The 16,260-nt window shown below is 59.7% G+C and carries 14 protein-coding genes and 1 pseudogene; 13 read left to right on the plus strand and 2 right to left on the minus strand.

Annotated elements, in window-relative coordinates; all coding sequences use genetic code 11:
- The first annotated feature begins 166 nt into the window (after positions 1 to 166).
- The 9 genes from ABVN73_RS27780 to ABVN73_RS27820 all read left to right on the plus strand — a co-directional run bounded on the left by ABVN73_RS27780 (position 167) and on the right by ABVN73_RS27820 (position 8,423).
- Entirely contained in the window at positions 167 to 1,138 is a 972-nt protein-coding gene (locus ABVN73_RS27780) for an Abi family protein (RefSeq protein WP_353862056.1), read from the plus strand.
- An 89-nt stretch (positions 1,139 to 1,227) separates the two neighbouring features.
- On the plus strand, positions 1,228 to 1,983 hold the full coding sequence (locus ABVN73_RS27785) for a ParA family protein (RefSeq protein ID WP_353862057.1): 756 nt from the start codon (positions 1,228 to 1,230) through the stop codon (positions 1,981 to 1,983).
- The gene (locus ABVN73_RS27790; RefSeq protein ID WP_353862058.1) at positions 1,980 to 2,300 is read left to right on the plus strand and encodes a hypothetical protein; all 321 of its coding nucleotides are present in this window, start codon (positions 1,980 to 1,982) and stop codon (positions 2,298 to 2,300) included. Before ABVN73_RS27785 ends, ABVN73_RS27790 begins: the two co-directional genes overlap by 4 nt.
- 340 nt (positions 2,301 to 2,640) lie before the next feature.
- Positions 2,641 to 3,573, plus strand: a complete 933-nt coding sequence (locus ABVN73_RS27795; protein ID WP_353862059.1) for a replication protein RepA — start codon at positions 2,641 to 2,643, stop codon at positions 3,571 to 3,573.
- Positions 3,574 to 4,303: 730 nt separating this feature from the next.
- The gene (locus tag ABVN73_RS27800; protein ID WP_353862060.1) at positions 4,304 to 4,789 is read left to right on the plus strand and encodes a hypothetical protein; all 486 of its coding nucleotides are present in this window, start codon (positions 4,304 to 4,306) and stop codon (positions 4,787 to 4,789) included.
- 38 nt (positions 4,790 to 4,827) lie between these two features.
- The gene (locus tag ABVN73_RS27805) at positions 4,828 to 5,250 is read left to right on the plus strand and encodes a hypothetical protein (RefSeq protein WP_353862061.1); all 423 of its coding nucleotides are present in this window, start codon (positions 4,828 to 4,830) and stop codon (positions 5,248 to 5,250) included.
- Between the two features lie 2 nt (positions 5,251 to 5,252).
- Complete coding sequence (locus ABVN73_RS27810; RefSeq protein ID WP_353862062.1) at positions 5,253 to 6,236, plus strand: tyrosine-type recombinase/integrase; 984 nt, start codon at positions 5,253 to 5,255, stop codon at positions 6,234 to 6,236.
- Positions 6,237 to 7,240: 1,004 nt separating this feature from the next.
- Positions 7,241 to 7,501, plus strand: coding sequence for a helix-turn-helix transcriptional regulator (locus ABVN73_RS27815; RefSeq protein WP_353862063.1), 261 nt, complete (start codon positions 7,241 to 7,243; stop codon positions 7,499 to 7,501).
- A gap of 19 nt (positions 7,502 to 7,520) precedes the next feature.
- The gene (locus ABVN73_RS27820) at positions 7,521 to 8,423 is read left to right on the plus strand and encodes a hypothetical protein (protein WP_353862064.1); all 903 of its coding nucleotides are present in this window, start codon (positions 7,521 to 7,523) and stop codon (positions 8,421 to 8,423) included.
- Here the strand turns inward: ABVN73_RS27820 and ABVN73_RS27825 are convergent.
- Together ABVN73_RS27825 and ABVN73_RS27830 are read right to left on the minus strand one after the other, a co-directional pair.
- Positions 8,361 to 10,655 carry an N-6 DNA methylase gene (locus ABVN73_RS27825; RefSeq protein ID WP_353862065.1) on the minus strand — a complete coding sequence of 765 codons (2,295 nt, stop codon included), beginning with the start codon at positions 10,653 to 10,655 and terminating at the stop codon, positions 8,361 to 8,363. The two genes, ABVN73_RS27820 and ABVN73_RS27825, sit on opposite strands and share 63 nt — an antisense overlap.
- Positions 10,656 to 11,142: 487 nt before the next feature.
- Positions 11,143 to 11,352: a type II toxin-antitoxin system HicB family antitoxin gene (locus ABVN73_RS27830; protein WP_353862052.1), complete on the minus strand. Its 210-nt coding sequence runs from the start codon at positions 11,350 to 11,352 to the stop codon at positions 11,143 to 11,145.
- A 507-nt stretch (positions 11,353 to 11,859) separates the two neighbouring features.
- Between ABVN73_RS27830 and ABVN73_RS27835 the strand changes: the two are divergent.
- The 4 genes and pseudogenes from ABVN73_RS27835 to ABVN73_RS27850 form a co-directional block, all read left to right on the plus strand.
- Positions 11,860 to 12,030 (plus strand): annotated as a pseudogene (locus tag ABVN73_RS27835) (integrase); the annotation flags it as partial.
- 392 nt (positions 12,031 to 12,422) lie between these two features.
- On the plus strand, positions 12,423 to 12,734 hold the full coding sequence (locus ABVN73_RS27840; RefSeq protein ID WP_353862053.1) for a conjugal transfer protein TraJ: 312 nt from the start codon (positions 12,423 to 12,425) through the stop codon (positions 12,732 to 12,734).
- 464 nt (positions 12,735 to 13,198) lie between these two features.
- The gene (locus ABVN73_RS27845; RefSeq protein WP_353862054.1) at positions 13,199 to 15,079 is read left to right on the plus strand and encodes a hypothetical protein; all 1,881 of its coding nucleotides are present in this window, start codon (positions 13,199 to 13,201) and stop codon (positions 15,077 to 15,079) included.
- Positions 15,080 to 15,355: 276 nt separating this feature from the next.
- On the plus strand, positions 15,356 to 15,850 hold the full coding sequence (locus ABVN73_RS27850) for a hypothetical protein (RefSeq protein WP_353862055.1): 495 nt from the start codon (positions 15,356 to 15,358) through the stop codon (positions 15,848 to 15,850).
- Positions 15,851 to 16,260: the final 410 nt, after the last annotated feature.

Raw genomic sequence — 16,260 nt, forward strand, 5'->3', positions numbered from 1 at the left:
TTTCGAGAAAGTAGTAGAAGTCTCCAACAGAGTGCGGCGAAGGGGTCTGATTTATCATTGACCCATACGGGGGTTGGGCCTATATCAAGACCCAACACACCCGTCCACACGTCTCTCTCTCGGGGGAGGTTCTGCTTCGGCAGACGTGCAAAAGGACGGGTTTTTTATGCCCAGAGTTTCGCTTCAGCCGGGTGATCCGACTCCGGCCAAAATTGTGAACAAGCTCAATGCGGCCAACCTTACTATTGGCGCTGCGCCGTTCGCAAAACAGTCTCAAAATCCGACTTACATTTTGGCTAAGCTGAAGGCACGCAATCTGCACGTGGCTTCAGACCAAGTTGCATTGGCTTACTTGCAACATGTAGGCGGATTTCGGTTGAAAGGTTACTATCACCATCTTACAGACCCGGCGACGAAAATGTTCGCGCGTGGCACGACATTCGACAATATTGTACAAAGGTATGAGTTTGACTGTGAGCTTCGGGCTCTGACCTTCCGTGCTATCACACGGCTAGAAATATCTTTACGCTCAATTATGGCTAATCAGTTAAGCATGCGTTATGGGCCGCACTGGTTCTTTGATAGAACAAAGTTTAGTTCAGACAATAATTGGAATATAGATAAAACAGTTATCAAAATTGAAGATGCTGTCATAGATGCTTTTAAGCAGCCGTATATTCAACATTATTATACAAGAACAAATTCACCGCCACTCCCGCCGAGCTGGGCGGTAAGCGAGTGCATGACTTTTGGTGCCTGGTCTTTGATCTATAAGTATATCAAAGACCAATCTGTTAAGAAGGTGATTTCAATGCGATTCAACATCGATAGGCCCGATGTTTTTGGAAGCTGGCTGCATACTACGTCATTTTTGCGAAATGTTGTCGCTCACCACGATCGGCTTTTGAACAAATATATATCCGTATCTCCGCTAGATTATAAGAAGATGAACATTACTTTTGCAGGCAATAGTCAGACGATGTTCGCTTGTGCCACAGTCATGAATATTCTCCTGAAAGCTTCAGGACTACCACAGACCTGGAAGACAGATTTAGCTGAGCTGTTCACAAAATACCCTATGATTAACATCGCAGAAATTGGTTTCCCGGTCGACTGGCAAAGCCAGCCTGGTTGGTGACCATCGCTCTCCGCGTGGCGGCACATGGGCCAGCGCCGGGTGATGTAATGGGCGAGCAATTGGGCAAATGATCATTTGATCTTATGATCATGAAATCGCTTGACCATTTGCCTCTTTTCGTGCTTCATGCTTGCCAGAACGGCAAAGCAGCCTGTGGGGACTCCATGCCGGTTATCACGCTGGCCAGCGTGAAGGGAGGCGTCGGGAAGACATCGACCCTGCTCTCGCTGGCATCCGACCTCGCCTTGTCTGGCAATAGCGTTACTGTGCTCGACGCCGATCCGAACGGGCACGCGAGCCGCATCGGCTCAAAGATGGCCAAGCGACTGAACGGCGCAGCGTTTAACGCCATCGGTGGGATCACCGAGGCAAACATTCTCGCTAGCATCAAGAAGGCGCGCGCCGAAGCGGATTACGTGCTTGTCGACTTGCCAGGTGTATCGTCCAAGCTGACTCTGCTCGGCTTGGCTCGGTCGACGCTGGTTATTGTGCCGGTGCAGGCCTCTGAAATGGACATTCACGACGCGTTGCAGACGGTCGAGAACGTGAAGCAGGCCGGCGAGGCCGCGGACAAGACGATTGCGGCGTGCTTCCTCCTGTCCCGTTGGCCCGTCACAATCGAAAGCCGTGCGGCGAAGGAGACGCGCAAGCGCCTAACGGCCAAGGCGCCCGACGTCCCGGTCCTCAGCACGCCGTTGATGGATCGGACGGCGTTCAAGGAGATGACCTTCAACGGGGCCCCGCCGCAGCTAGTAGAGCCGGAAGGTAACGCGGCGGCGAACATCGCAGCCATCCGTCAAGAAGTGCAGGCCCTGCTCGACGCCAAGGTGGAGGACGCCGCATGAGCAAGAAGGTCGCTCTCCCCTTGGACGACGATGACGATGATGACGCGCTCGCGCAACGGATCAGCGAGACGGCAAAGCAGCAGGGCATTCCGTCGCTGACGCCGGCGCCGATCAGCAGCTCGTCGGCTGGCTCCCGTCGACCGATTAAGGTGGAGGTGTCCGACGCTCTCTTCGAAGCGTTGACCGTTGCCGCTGCCCAGCAGCGCGTGACGAAGCGCTTCCTGATCCTGTCCGCACTGCGCGATGCCGGTTTCCCGGTTGATGAAGCCGATTTCCGCGAGGACGGGCGGCGTCTCCGCGGCTCTCGCAAGGCTTGATCATTTGGCCAATCGCGCATTCGGGCTTATGGGCAAATGGTCGTTTGGAATTTTGGTTATCATCAATGGTTCAGCGGTCAAGCTTCATCCGTTCATCCCCCGATTCGCGGACCTCATCCGTCAACTCACGCGCTCTGATACCCACAGGCCCGGAGTTGTCCACGGGACTCTGGTCACGCACTGACGGGACTCTGGTCACGCCACCCCCGGTTATCCACGGGACTTTGGTCACCCAGCAAAAGGTAGAAGCAAAAGACTCTTCAAAGTTGCTGTGTGACCAGAGTCCCGCTTGACGGCAGCGCCACGGTCAACAGACGATGCGGTCACAACGGAGACGGTAATGGCTCGAGTTCACCAGCTCGTTTTCGATCTTGGCGCGGACGAAGCGAAGGTGATCGCCCCCGAGGAATGGCGCGAGACCATTCCCGTTGCCGCACGCGTTTTGGCTGACGACAAGCTGCGCGAAGCCCACTGCTATACGGGGTTTGCACTGACGGCTTTTCCATACAAGTCGCTTCCAGCAGACAAGTCGTACGAGAAGAGCGGACACAACGTCACCATCGTCGTCGACCCGACCACAATCCAGGTCGGCCGACGTCGCTTCAAGCCAGGCGTTCCCTATGGCGCCTATGCTCGCCTGGTGATGATCTACCTGCAATCAGAAGCCGTCCGGAACCGTTCATCTGTCGTCTCGCTGGGCGGTAGCCTGCACGACTTCATTGAGAACCGTTTAGGCCTTTCATGGGGCGGCAAGACAGGCCGCGCTGTCAATGAGCAGGTCCAACGGATTGCCGGCGCATCGCTCAAGTTCTTCTGGACGTCCGACAGCGGACGACCCGCTTTCCACGCCACCCACATCATCCGTGCCGGCATGTTCGGCAACGATGAGGATACCGCGCAGGCGGCCCTGTGGGATGATCACGTGCGACTCGATGGCGAGTTCTACCAGCATCTGCTCGGGCATTCCGTGCCACTGCAGGACGAGGCTGTGCGGGCCTTGGCGACGGATGCCGTGGCGCTCGATACCTATGTGTGGCTGGCTTATCGCCTGCGCGAGCTGAAGGAACCGACGTCGGTGTCATGGGCTGCTCTGGCATCGCAGTTCGGTTCCTATGCTGAGGTTCGGTTCTTCAAGCGGAAGTTCCTACCATCGCTCCGTCAAGCCCTTGCAGCCTATCCAGGCGCGCGCGTGGATATCGACGAGCGCGTTGGTGTGACGCTGCACCCGAGCGATCCGCCGGTGGCTCGTCGGCCGCGCATCGTCAAAGCGTGACCAAAGTCCCGTCGAATATGCTCCGGATGCGAACCTTTCCCCAGCGCACGACCAAGGTCAAACCCAGCCGGCCGATGAAATAGCCGCGGAGCGAGGCCCCATGAAACGCCCATATGACACCAATTCGCGGCATACCTGGAACGCTACCCCGCTCCCACGCCGCCATTTCCAATGCGCGCAGAGACTGGGCGCCATCACGCGATCAACCAGCCCGGTGAGCAATCACACCGTGGCGATGTGCGCCTAACACTTATCGCGCTCACCTCTTTTTGACGGTAGCCCTGTCGGAGTTCGGGTCCGTCCAAGATACGCGTAAAAAGTGGTCACAAGGGCACTTCGAAGGGAAGGGGCATCGGAATGAGCGGCTCCGGCAGGTCGTTCATGTCGAGGACGTATTGGCCGAAGCGGCGGACGTGCTCGCACATGTAGGGGGTAACGCCATAGGACGGGCGAGAAACTACGGCAAGGGGACAGAGCCGGAACATGGGGCATGACGGGATCGATGAGAGCTCTTGGGAGAGCCCCTGGGAGCAGAAATCCTGGATTATACAAAGCTGCGGTTCCGCTGGACCGCTCGGATGATGGTCGGGAAAACAAGCAGTCTCAATGGCTTGCTTCTTAGCGTAGAATACCGTCCGTTCTATGGAGTAACCCCATACATGTGATAATGTCCTTTATCACAGATAAGGGGAGCGCGGCGGTGACGGCACAGACGGCGGAGGGTCCTGGCGTGACCACGATGGACGAAGACGATCAGCCGCACACGGTGGACGCCGGCCCGGGCACCGGCCGCTACCGCAGCCAGGTGCGCGAGGTCATCAACCGCAACACCGTGGTGAGTCTGGCGCTCGCCCAGGGGTTCAACGTCTTCCTGCCGGTCTACGACGGCGGGGTCGACTTCATCCTGCACCGCGAGACTGACGGCGAAATCCGCAAGGTGCAGCTCAAGAGCCGGTGGACGATCGACCAAAAATATCTCGATCGCGATCTCTGGATCGCGTTCCCGATGGCCGGTGCCTGGTATCTCATGCCGCATGAGAAGATGGTGGCGCTGGGCGAGAAGGAAGGCATCACCCAGACCACGTCCTGGCGGGACCGTGGCGCCTATTCCAAACCCCGTCCCTCCCGGGCGACGATCGCCGCCTGCGCGGATTACCGCTTCCAGCCGATCGAGGCCGTGGCGGCGGCGGCGGCCGACGCTGTCCCGCCGCCATGACTCCCCAGCGACCACCAAGGTCGAAGAGCCGCCGCCCCTTGGTCGAGCCGATCACGCACTACGTCGTGGCGGTGACGGGCTGGGATCTGCAATGGCTGTTCTCCATCGCCGATCCCAAGCACGATCCTGGCCCCTACCGCGAACACAGCTCCCTCACCGTGAGGGGCGACGTTCACCGGCCGACCCCGTTCCGCTACCCGCACGCCGAAATCATTTTGAGCGGCCGGACGAGGCTGCCTGAACCGGGGGCCGCGGAGGCTCCCCAAAGTTTGGGCTACCTCGAGGCGCGTGAGGAGATCCTGCACGCCTACGTGACGGTGCCGATGGACCGATTGACGCTGCTCGCGGCGGTCGCCGATCGCATCCGCCTGGTTTGCCTGACCTCCACCACCCTGTTCCGCCGGCGCGGCCACGTTCGCGGGCTCCACGTCGACACCGCCTTCGATCCGGAAGATTGGTAGTCATGGCCTCGCCCCTGCTGCTGCCCACGTCTGACCACCAGCCCACCCCCTTCCCGTCACCGATTCCGCCGCTGGTCATCGCGGCCGGCGAGCGGGCAAGTGTCCGTTTCCTGGAATTCTTTGCCGCCCAGATCCGCAACCCACACACCCGTCGCGCCTACGCCCGCGCCGTCGCTGATTTCCTGAACTGGTGCGAGTCCGCCGACGTACCGTCGCTGACGGCGGTGCAGCCGCTCCACGTCGCCACCTGGGTCGAGGGGCTGACGCGCACGCACGCGGCGCCGACGGCCAAGCAGCGCCTCGCCGCCGTGCGGCACCTGTTCGACTGGCTGGTCACCGGGCAGGTGGTGCCGGTCAACCCGGCGGCCTCGGTGCGCGGGCCGCGCCACGTGGTGCGCGTCGGCAAGACCCCGGTGCTCGATGTGGACGAGGCCCGGGCGCTGCTCGACGCCATCGACGCCACCACGCCGTGCGGCCTGCGCGACCGCGCGCTGATCGGGCTGATGGTCTACGGCTTCGCCCGCGTCGGCGCCGCCCTGGCCATGCGCGTCGAGGACGTCTACGTCCAGAACCGCCGGCTGTGGGTGCGGCTGCGCGAGAAGGGCGGCAAGCCGCACGCTTTGCCTTGCCACCACACGCTCGAGGACTACCTGGTGGCCTACCTGGACGGCGCCGGCCTGCGCACCGATCCCAAGGGGCCGCTGTTCCGCACGCTCGGCCGCGGCACCGGCCGGCTGTCCGAGCGCCCGTTGCCGCAGGCGAGCGCCCACGCCATGGTGCGCCGCCGCGCCGCCGCCGTCGGCATCGAAACGCCGCTCGGTTGCCACAGCTTCCGCGCCACCGGCATCACCGCCTACCTCAAGAACGGCGGCACGCTGGAAACCGCCGCCGCCATGGCCAACCACGCCTCCACCCGCACCACCCAGCTCTACGACCGGCGGGGGGAAGCAGTGAGCTTGGACGAGGTCGAGCGCATCCGGATCTGACAAGCGCCTTTGACGCCAACACTCCCGGTCAGCGAACGGCCATTCCCGAAACTCCTTCGTTCGGAACGGGCACGGACTCCAAGCGACTCTATGGTTTTGCTCTGACCTTACTTGGATCGAAGCGACATCACCATTTTAGCGGCTAAAATGGGAGCTGCCGGCTGGTTCGTCATTTTAGCGGCTAAAATGGCGCTGCTCCCCATAAGGGGCCTCAGCATGTGGGAATCGACGTTCACTTTGGGCGTCAATGGGCGCGCTATCCCATTGATTCTTGCTATTTCTCCTGGCTCAATGAAATTGAGCGCCGGTCCACATAGCGCCATTTTAGCCGCTAAAATGAGAGATCGGCCGGTTTGGCATTTTAGCGGCTAAAATGGCGGTTCTTCCCGTGGGAGGTCCACTGTATGAGCAGAGTTTTCTTCAAGCGGCCCAGCCCGTTCCAACGGCCTGCCCCTTTCGGCATCCTGGGGGAGTGGTGAACATGGCATCTCGGGGGCTGCGTGGGGCTGGCAGCGGGGAAGCCGCCCGCGAACATTTGGCCGCCGGTCAGCCCATCTACATCGCCAACGACCAGACACCAGCCAATCACGTCATCCGCCGGTATCCCGACGGTCGACGGGAGCTGTTGGACTGCTCCAATCTCGACGAGCCGCGCGTGGTGGCCGAGCTTGAACCGGTGGAGCCATTCGCCCCACGGTAAGCACCAAGCGGCCCGGGAGAAGTTTGACCAAGCGCCCACGCCCTCATGGGCGTGACGACACGGAAGTAACCAGACTGTCCGGTTCGTGCGAACGTGGGGCGAACGCCTGTCCGTTTTCCTGTCCGGCCATCAATCTGTCCGCCTTCCCATTGCCGATGCGCGTTACCGGACAGCCAGAACGCCGTCCGTAAAGCGTTGATTTATCGGACACAACCAGACTACCGGATGGTTTGCGCACTTCCGTGTCGAGGCTCCCGTATATTCGATTTTGGACTATTCTAAAATCGGATGTACTGTCTTGTGCATGATGCGAAAGAGCGTTCACACTCGGGACTACGCTATTTTCCTGGAACTTCTGATTGAGTTCAGGCACCGGGCGGGCCTGACACAGGCTCAGCTTGGCCAGCAGCTTCCCTTTGAGCAGCCAGCAATCAGCAAGATCGAACGGGGTGAACGCCGCATTGATGTGATCGAACTGAAGTTGATTTGCGAACGTCTCGGGATTTCATTGCAAGACTTTATCACCGAACTCCAAAAGCGAATCGAGAAGAAAAATGCCAAATAATCTCACTCCCGACCAAGCGATGAAGATGCTCACCCGGCGCTATTTAGCCGATCCCGAGGCTCTTATTGCCGTCCTGTGCCCGTTGCTCGTACCGATTCACACACTTGATAAAAAGGTATTCATTGCCGCCGGCCAGACCCACGCCCGCGCCAGCTTTACCGTCAAGGTGAATAGCGAGACAGGCGGCGTGCTGGTCCGTGGCCGCACCGGCAAGTTTGTGCCTGCCGCATATGGCGGCGGTGATCCTGGTTGGAGGGAGATCGCCAAGGGCCGGATCATCGACGTGGACACCGCGACCGGAATCGCACATGGCGAAGTGTATCTCGGCTTTGGCGGGAGAGTTGAAGACCTTGAGGAGGCAATCGCCGAACTCACAGAAACTGACTTTCTTGAAATCGATCAATATGGTGTTGCTGCAAAGGCGTTGAGCGGCCTTAGCGAATACTATCTTGTTGAAAACCTTAAGGCCCGTGGCTACCACGTTGTGAGAATGCCGGAGGATATGGCCGCGCATCTTGGTTCGTACATGAACTTTGATTTTCTTGTTGAACGTGACGGCGTGAAAAAGCGGCTCGAAGTAAAATCCTTGTGGGGGACGAACACCGATTTTGCCCGATTGATCCACAGCACCACGACTCGACCTCAAGGACCAGAAGAGACGTGGACGGCCGGACAGAAGGCAAATTACTATCCGACGAGCAGTTGCAAATTTGCTACCCAGGATTTTTTTGCGGTTGGCATGTTCCTTCGCACCGGCAACGTGGCCGAATTTGCGTTTGCCCGTTCGGTTCCGCGCGACTTACAACCTCATGGCTTGCCGCGCTCGCGTCGCTATCCCGAGCATGTAAGCCAAAATCCGTCATGCAACATTGGTGATGGCACTTGGTTCGCATCCCTCGACGAGGTTTGGAACCTGCCGTAACTCCGGCGCGGCCCCGGTTGCAGCGCAATCTAGGCCGTTGACTTCATCAAGGAAGGCCCGTTGCGCCGCTTCGAATTGCTCTTGAGCCTTCCACAGCTTTTCGGCAGAAGCCGAGAACGCAGGCAGATCATTGCGCGCGATCGGCAAAACCAGATCCAGGCAGGCAGATTCCGAGATTGCCGGATAAGCAATCCCGATATTGTTGCGAATGACTTGATGGCGCACGAGATTGGTTTTCAGCAGCCACACGAGCGCAAGCGGGTGAATGCCTTTGCATCGAAGAACCGCGAAGCCCGTTGAGCAGATAGCGCGATCGAGGCGTGCCGGCGTGACGCCGATACTACCTCGTTCCGGCCGTACGGTCGAAACTAGGACATCACCTTCACGAATGAGCTTGCGCGCCCGGCTGGGAGCCTCAGCGGCAGCGACGCGCTTTGATCCAACCACGCCGATACGTGTATCGACGTCCGAAATCTCTACATACTCGAAATCTGTCCACCCCTGTCGCCGAGGATCAGTACGATCATCGACGAGGACAGCGACATCCGACACTTTGATAAATTCCGTTGCCGGATGATCAACGAGCGCAGAAATGTTGTCAGGCAACCCAATATGGAAGGTAGCATCCCACCTATCGGCCGCTTCATCGAGAGGCTTGCAGCGCCCCATCTTTGTCTTGTTGCGGTCCTTATACTCGGTCAGGAGCGTGGGAAGATCGCTGCGCTCCGTTCTAATCCGCCGCCGCTGGCCGCTGCGCGTCACGACATCAAAGCCGACTTCACGCGCTTCACCGAAGTAGGTAACGCCGTTGACAACGCTGCGGCGATCCTTCCGAAGGATCAGAACTGAGGTTTTGGTCTGTGTGCCGGTCGCGCCGAATGTGACCGGCGGGAGCGAGAACACCGCATCGACCGAGCATCGATCGTAAAGCCAACTGCGTAGATCAGCGAAGGCGTTGCGGTTTACAAGGATGCTATCAGGAACAACGCTTGCGACGATCCCGCCCGGCGCGAGCCAATCGATATAGCGTTCAAGGAACAGAACTTCGGAATCCGCTCGCGCCCGATCGTTCCCCATGGCGAAGCCTTTGAGATCGTCGCCACTGAAACTCGCCCCGAAAGGCGGATTTGTCAGGATCAGTTCGACCTTGCCTTCTAGAGATTTGCTGAACTCACTTTCGGCTCCACGTTTTGCCAGCGCGTTTGCAAGCTTAAGGTTGGCCGCTTTTGCGCCGAACAGGCCGAGATTGATCATAGCTAGGCGAAGCATGCGGTCCGACTTGTCGATTCCGACGACATGCTGTTCTACAAAACGCTGGAGCCACTTGTTGACAGCAGCGGTTTCAAAGCGATCACGCATCAAGCCGTGCGCGAAGCGGGTAGTTTCAGCGAGGAACGAACCGACGCCACATGATGGATCGAGTATCACACCTACGTCGTCTGACAAATCAGGGTTGAGCAGTCTGCTGCGGGCTTCGGGTGTTAGGGCATGAAAACCGGCCTCGACCATGAAGCGTGTGATTTCAGGGGGTGTGAGGTACTGCCCCATTTCCTTCTCATCGACGAAGGAGGTGGACATAAAGCGGGAAAATACCTCGTTGATCAGGTCATCGCGGCCGACTTCATGCAGTACCCGAAACGCATGGGCGTCACGCTCGAATAGACGAAGCAATTGACCGGCGAACCATTCATCGGTTTCCGAGAAGGGGGAAAAAAACCGCTCAAGGGCCAATCGGCCTCCCTGATCTCCTTCCCCATTGCGTTGCGGAAGGTAATTAGACAGAGCATCACTCATGAAGGCGTTGAGTGTCGCTGCGTCAGTTTTGCCTGCCGTGCGCAGATGCTCGCCGATCCCGCGCGCGCCAGCATCAATCGATGTGACGTGTGCGAAAAATAGTGCTGCGACGAGATCAAGAACTTCTTGCCGGGACGAAACAGAAGCCGTGCGATGAAATTCCTCACGCAGCGCATGAATTGTACCGGAAACGGCCTCTTCAAGACGCTCAAGACGACCATCGCTTTTCGGCTTTTCAGCCATATCTATCAGATCGCCGGATCCATCGACCAGGGTGCGCAGCCGTTCAAGCAGTTGAGGCCGAGGACGGGCTTTGCCCGTCTTCCAGCGTGAAAGGCTGGCCGCTGTAGTTCCGAGCCGTACGGCGGCTTGTTGGGCGCTCCCGCCGTTCATAGCGACAAGTCGAGCGATAAGGTCGGGAATCGATGGTTGGGTCATGGCCACGATGGTGATATACTAACACGGAATATGCAATAGCGCAGTTTGAGGTTTTCGGCACACACTCAACAGGGGTTGCGACATGGAAGTGCGCAAACCGTCCGGTAGTCTGGTTGTGTCCGAGAAATCAACGCTTTACGGACGGCGTTCTGGCTGTCCGGCAACGCGCATCGGCAATGGGAAGGCGGACAGATTGATGGCCGGACAGGAAAATAGACAGGCGTTCGCCTCACGTTCGCACGAACCGGACAGTCTGGTCACTTCCGTGTCGTCACCCCCTCATCGGTGAATGAGCAATGGTGGCCATCGGCGCCACCAGGGCCCCGGGGGCTGTCAGGGCCGGCGGAGACGAGACCTTTTCCGGAGCGCCGCCAAAGGGGGCTGGAAAGCGTTGAGTCTGCAGCGTTTTTGGCCCTTGCGGACGATGGCGGTGGACCGCGCAAGTCGGGCTGCCGCGTCGGTAATGGTTAGGGCACTGTCCGGCCCCTTAAGCCTCCGGAATCGGGCGGCCAAGCTCGGTCAACGTACGGAGGTAGGAAGTCAGCGCGTCGCGGCCCTCCCGGATCGCCTCTTCCGGCGTTGCGCCGTCCGCAATGCAGCCGGGATAGTCCGGAAACTCCACAGCGTATCCGCCACCTTCTTCATCGGTCAGAGGCCGAACTTCAAACCGGGCATTGTCCAGGGCTATCCGAGTCATGATCCAGGTCTCCAAGGTTCGTCGGTGTGGGGTGACGCCATAGGACGGGCGAGAAACTACGGCAAGGGGACAGAGCCAGAGCATGGGGCATGACGGGATCGATGAGAGCTCTTGGGAGAGCCCCTGGGAGCAGAAATCCTGGATTATACAAAGCTGCGGTTCCGCTGGACCGCTCGGATGATGGTCGGGAAAACAAGCAGTCTCAATGGCTTGCTTCTTAGCGTAGAATACCGTCCGTTCTATGGAGTGACCCCGTCCTGGGGGCATCCTAGACTGCGAGGCGGCTGTGGCGGAGCCCGCTCGCGGCCCTCCGGAAAGGCATCGCGAAGGCACCGAGCACCGACTAGGCCACGGTCAGGAAGCGCTTCGGCGTCCTCGGGAGCGGAGAGAAGACCGCGGTGGTCGTCATCCTGGCCCAGGCGATGGCAGCGAGGAAGCTGTCGAGTGGATCGGCGTGCCTTCCTTGCCGTTGCTGTCCTGGGCGAGTGGGGCGCCCCTCGTGGCGACCAGTGAAGCGCCCACGCCATGGTGCGCCGTCGCGCCGTCGCCGGCATCGCCACGCCGCTCGGTTGCCACAGCGTTCGCGCCACCGGGATCACCGCCGACCTGACCAACGGCGGCACGCTGGAGACCGCCGCGATGGTCAACCACGCCTCCACCCGCACCACCCAGCTCTGACCGCCGCGGTCAGTATGCCGTGTTTGAATGAATCGAAGACGGCGCGATGGTTGTGTGTCCAAATGTTCTTGGAGTTGTCTGGCAATTAGTTCATCTAAACATGCTAAAAATGCGCCTAATGGTAATAAAGACATATGAAAACGCGGCAAACATTGCTGTAAGAAAATTGCATGGCGTGTAATGAATTGTTATCTTCTGCAAGGCGCTGTAAGGGGGGAGTAGGGCAGGATGGGTAATGTGGGCCCACAGGCCCTCATTATGGCCCTTATTCGCCGTCGGCTCAACGGTCATCCGGCTCTGCGAGGCTAACGGGCTCCGCCTGCTTGAAAGTTTGACACCAGATGACAGATCGCCCAACCCGCCGGACCCAATCCCCTATCAAAGTGCGTCCTTTGCCTGAGGAGCGCGCGGCCTTGAATGCAAACGCCGCCGCCGCGGGGCTGCCGGTGTCAGCATTTCTTCTTGCCGCAGGCCTTGGCACGCCAATCCGGAGTGTTGTGGACCTTGATCAGGTCTCCACTCTCGCCGAGGTCCACGCGGATCTTGGGCGCCTCGGCGGCCTGCTGAAGCTGTGGCTGTCGCACGAAGAACGTTTTGCCTCGGGCTATCCCGACCGGGTGCACATCACCGACCTGCTGGAGAACATCCGCCAGACACAGGCGGACTTGCACGAAGCCGCAAAGCGAATTGTGGACAGTTTTTAGCCGCTGAAATGGGGCTGCCGGCTGGTTCGCCATTTTAGCGGCTAAAATGGTCCTGCTCCCCGTGGGAGGTCCACTGTATGAGCAGAGTTTTCTTCAAGCGGCCCAGCCCGTTCCAACGGCCTGCCCCTTGCGGCGTCCTGGGGGAGTGGTGAACATGGCATCTCGGAGGCTGCGTAGGGCTGGCAGCGGGGAAGCCGCCCGCGAACACCTGACTGCCGGTCAGCCCATCTGCATCGCCAACGGCCAGACACCAGCCAACCACGTCATCCGCCGGTATCCCGACGGTCGACGGGAGTTGTTGGACTGCTCCAATCTCGATGAGCCGCGCGTGGTGATTGATCTCGGTGTTCAGCGCCTGCTCGGGAAGCGACTTCTCCAGTTCGTCGGGCAGCTGAAGGTGACGCGATAATCGTGGATCTTGGTAGAGTCTGGTCGCCAACACCTCAATCCATATAAGGGTGACCATGATGGCCGAGGAAATAATATTACTTTGTGGGCTGCTGGAGGACTGTCGCGAAAACAATTTGATGGCCGTCAGCCAGAGCCCGCAGGCCACCAGCTCCCTGCTGGAGAGCATCGGTGGGCATGGTGCATGGCGCGTCGTCAAAGGGGGTCAATTTTTGGACACCCTGATCGATCCTCTGCTCCCCACTGAACTCCTGGTGGGCGCCATCATCGACGATTGCGTAACCGAAAACGCCTGGACCGTCACCAGCATTCACCGGGACGCTGAGACGCTGGTGTGCCACAGCGGCGAGACGTCGAGAACGTTCCAATTTGCGACCGTCAGGAAGCTCCAGGCAGAGGTCGACCCTATCCAGCATGCATTGGTCGTAGATCCGTCGCTTCGACGGCGCCTTGGCCCGACGTTGGGCAGAGTACTCCAGACGGAGCCGCGGTGGCGGGACCTCTTCGTACTGACGGCGCGCCTCGTCTGCGCTATTGACCGGACACTCCGGCGGGCCCGAACTGACCTCTGCCGGCTCGATACCCGGCTGGCGCTCGCCGCTCACACGCTCTCCGACGTCCCGGAGCTGCCCGTCACTAGCATTCCGGTCCGAAGCCTATCCGTCAATTCAGAGGACGCCGCGTTGGCACTGCTTTGGGCAGGGCGTGCAGCCACACCGCGATGGAAGTACGTGATGTGGTCGGCCCGGCTCGCCGAGCTTGGCGTTCGGCGGCTCCTGGCGGACGCCGGAATGCGCACCCAGGATTTGTCGATCCTACAGGTCCGCGATCCCGATGCCGAACGCTGGAAACTGGCCGACGTGGAGGAGAGTGGCGGCCGCTTGTTCGACGTGAAGAACTCTGTGAAGGCAAGCCGCTGGCTCGCGCACGCGGTCCGGAAGCTGAAAGCAGCCGACCTTGGCCGCGACGTGATTTACGTTGGCACGTGGATCCCGCACTGGCTCGCCAAGGCCGAGATGGCTGTCCTCGCGCTGGCACTGGAGCACATCGCCAAGGGGAACGGAGGCGCGCCCTTCCCGCCCGAGCAGGTGGCAGCGGAGCTATACCGCGAAGCCCGCATCATTGTCCTCGGAACTGCCACGCGCTCCTCGGTAGCAGCGCTGGCCGACTTCGCACAGCGCAGGACACCCCACGTTGATCTACAGGACATCGATGTCGCGGCCCCGATGCCGTCCGTTCCGCCATTCGCTTGGGAGTTTCCCGAAGTGCTAGTTGCCCCCGGGCTCCTGGTTAAGCGGAGAAATGCTTTGGAGGCTGTCAGGCGGCTTGGCACCGCTCAGAGTCCGGTCGTGCAACTTGCGGCGGGCTTGTGCGACGGGCGGAGCTGGTCAAGCGCACAGACCGGGGCCCTGTACCAAGACCTGATGCGGATCCTTGACGGCGAACCGCTCACCTTGGGCAGGCTCTACCTCGGAGTCCTTGAGCATTTCGTTCAGTGCTACGTTCCTGGCACCGGGCTGAGGTCGGGTGATGGCATTCCTCTCGCCCCTTCTGCTTATGCCGATCTCTTCGGTTCCGGCGAGTTCGCCGAGCACGGACGAGCGCAGGGGGTCACCGGGCACGTCCACGACCCGTCGGGTTCCCTTGGCATGCTCCTGGAGGCGCTCAAGACCATCCTGGAGGCCAGGGGCCACCTGCCTCCGATCCGCCGGATCGCGGTCACAGCATCGGGAACCGTGCGCTGCCTGGCGGTTGACGGCATGCGGCTCACCCTGGTGGCGCACTGCCGGACCTGCCTCGCGCATCCGCTCGTGTTCGGACAGGCGCCGACGTGTGTTGCCTGCGGCGGACTCGTGTGCAGCCTGCGGCACTGCCTCTGTGCTGACGGATCAACGCTTCCCCAGGAGCGAACTGCAGCTGTGGAGGCGCCCTTCTGATTCTTGACAGGCCCTGTAGGGGTTACTCCATAGAACGGACGGTATTCTACGCTAAGAAGCAAGCCATTGAGACTGCTTGTTTTCCCGACCATCATCCGAGCGGTCCAGCGGAACCGCAGCTTTGTATAATCCAGGATTTCTGCTCCCAGGGGCTCTCCCAAGAGCTCTCATCGATCCCGTCATGCCCCATGTTCCGGCTCTGTCCCCTTGCCGTAGTTTCTCGCCCGTCCTATGGCGTCACCCCGGCCCAAGGATATCGCCCCGGCGCCGGCGAGCATGAAGCTGGCCAGCCTCAGCCTGGCGCCCTGCGAAGAGGTGCCGGTGGAGGAGCAGTGGATCGAGAAAGCCTTTGTTGATCCCGCCCGCGAGCCTTACGAGATGGAGCGCCGGGAAGCGAAGCTGGTGTTGGCGCTGCGCGACCATTTGCGCGGCCAAGGCCACAGCGTGGTGCGTCTGAAGCTGCTGCCCGAGGGTGAGGCCAAGCCGATCCTCACCGACCTCTACGACAAAACCGCCAACCTGCTGGTTGAAGCGAAAGGCACCACCGAGCGCGGTGCTGTGCGCATGGCGCTGGGCCAGCTCGCCGACTACCGCCGCTTCCTCGACGCCCCGGAGTGCGCCATCCTACTCCCGGCTGAACCGCGGTTGGACCTAAAGCGGCTGGCCGCCGCCGAGGCCGCCACGCTGATCTGGCCGGTCGGCCCGAGCTTTCATTTTGAGCGACCACGGACCGCTGCTCCGACTTCCGCGGTTGAGGTGGTAGTGGCTTGATCGGAGGGAGGCGTCCATGGCGCAAGGCTCGCGCCATGGACGCCTCGACTTGGGTGAATGCTCAGGTAAGGACTTCTTCTGATTCATCTCCCAATTCCTAACTGACGGGTAGGACTGGGTCTTCTTCGCTGATTTTTGAGAATATGACGAAAAATCATACCTGATATGCGAATAATGCAATTTTATTTTTTTCTTGACGGGGGGATAAGAGGGGGAACCTTTTGGAGGGGGAGATAAAGGGGGCCGGTTACTTAGAAGTCTTCTCGGCATTACTTTGAAATTTTCAAAGTAATGCCGAGAAGACTTCTAAGTAACCGGCCCCCATGTTGGTTATATATAAATAAAAAAATTTATGATAATGAATAAAGCTTAAATGAAAAAGGTTGACTTTCTCATGGTGGATGGTATTT

This window comes from Azospirillum formosense, assembly GCF_040500525.1.
GTDB lineage: Bacteria > Pseudomonadota > Alphaproteobacteria > Azospirillales > Azospirillaceae > Azospirillum > Azospirillum formosense_A.

Excerpts from the sequence above, each read along its gene's own strand:
- ABVN73_RS27780 (WP_353862056.1), top strand. The coding sequence starts at position 167 with ATGCCCAGAGTTTCGCTTCAGCCGGGTGATCCGACTCCGGCCAAAATT.
- ABVN73_RS27785 (WP_353862057.1), top strand. The coding sequence starts at position 1,228 with ATGAAATCGCTTGACCATTTGCCTCTTTTCGTGCTTCATGCTTGCCAG.
- ABVN73_RS27790 (WP_353862058.1), top strand. The coding sequence starts at position 1,980 with ATGAGCAAGAAGGTCGCTCTCCCCTTGGACGACGATGACGATGATGAC.
- ABVN73_RS27795 (WP_353862059.1), top strand. The coding sequence starts at position 2,641 with ATGGCTCGAGTTCACCAGCTCGTTTTCGATCTTGGCGCGGACGAAGCG.
- ABVN73_RS27810 (WP_353862062.1), top strand. The coding sequence starts at position 5,253 with ATGGCCTCGCCCCTGCTGCTGCCCACGTCTGACCACCAGCCCACCCCC.
- ABVN73_RS27815 (WP_353862063.1), top strand. The coding sequence starts at position 7,241 with ATGATGCGAAAGAGCGTTCACACTCGGGACTACGCTATTTTCCTGGAA.
- ABVN73_RS27820 (WP_353862064.1), top strand. The coding sequence starts at position 7,521 with ATGAAGATGCTCACCCGGCGCTATTTAGCCGATCCCGAGGCTCTTATT.
- ABVN73_RS27825 (WP_353862065.1), bottom strand. The coding sequence starts at position 10,655 with ATGACCCAACCATCGATTCCCGACCTTATCGCTCGACTTGTCGCTATG.
- ABVN73_RS27830 (WP_353862052.1), bottom strand. The coding sequence starts at position 11,352 with ATGACTCGGATAGCCCTGGACAATGCCCGGTTTGAAGTTCGGCCTCTG.
- ABVN73_RS27845 (WP_353862054.1), top strand. The coding sequence starts at position 13,199 with ATGATGGCCGAGGAAATAATATTACTTTGTGGGCTGCTGGAGGACTGT.
- ABVN73_RS27850 (WP_353862055.1), top strand. The coding sequence starts at position 15,356 with ATGAAGCTGGCCAGCCTCAGCCTGGCGCCCTGCGAAGAGGTGCCGGTG.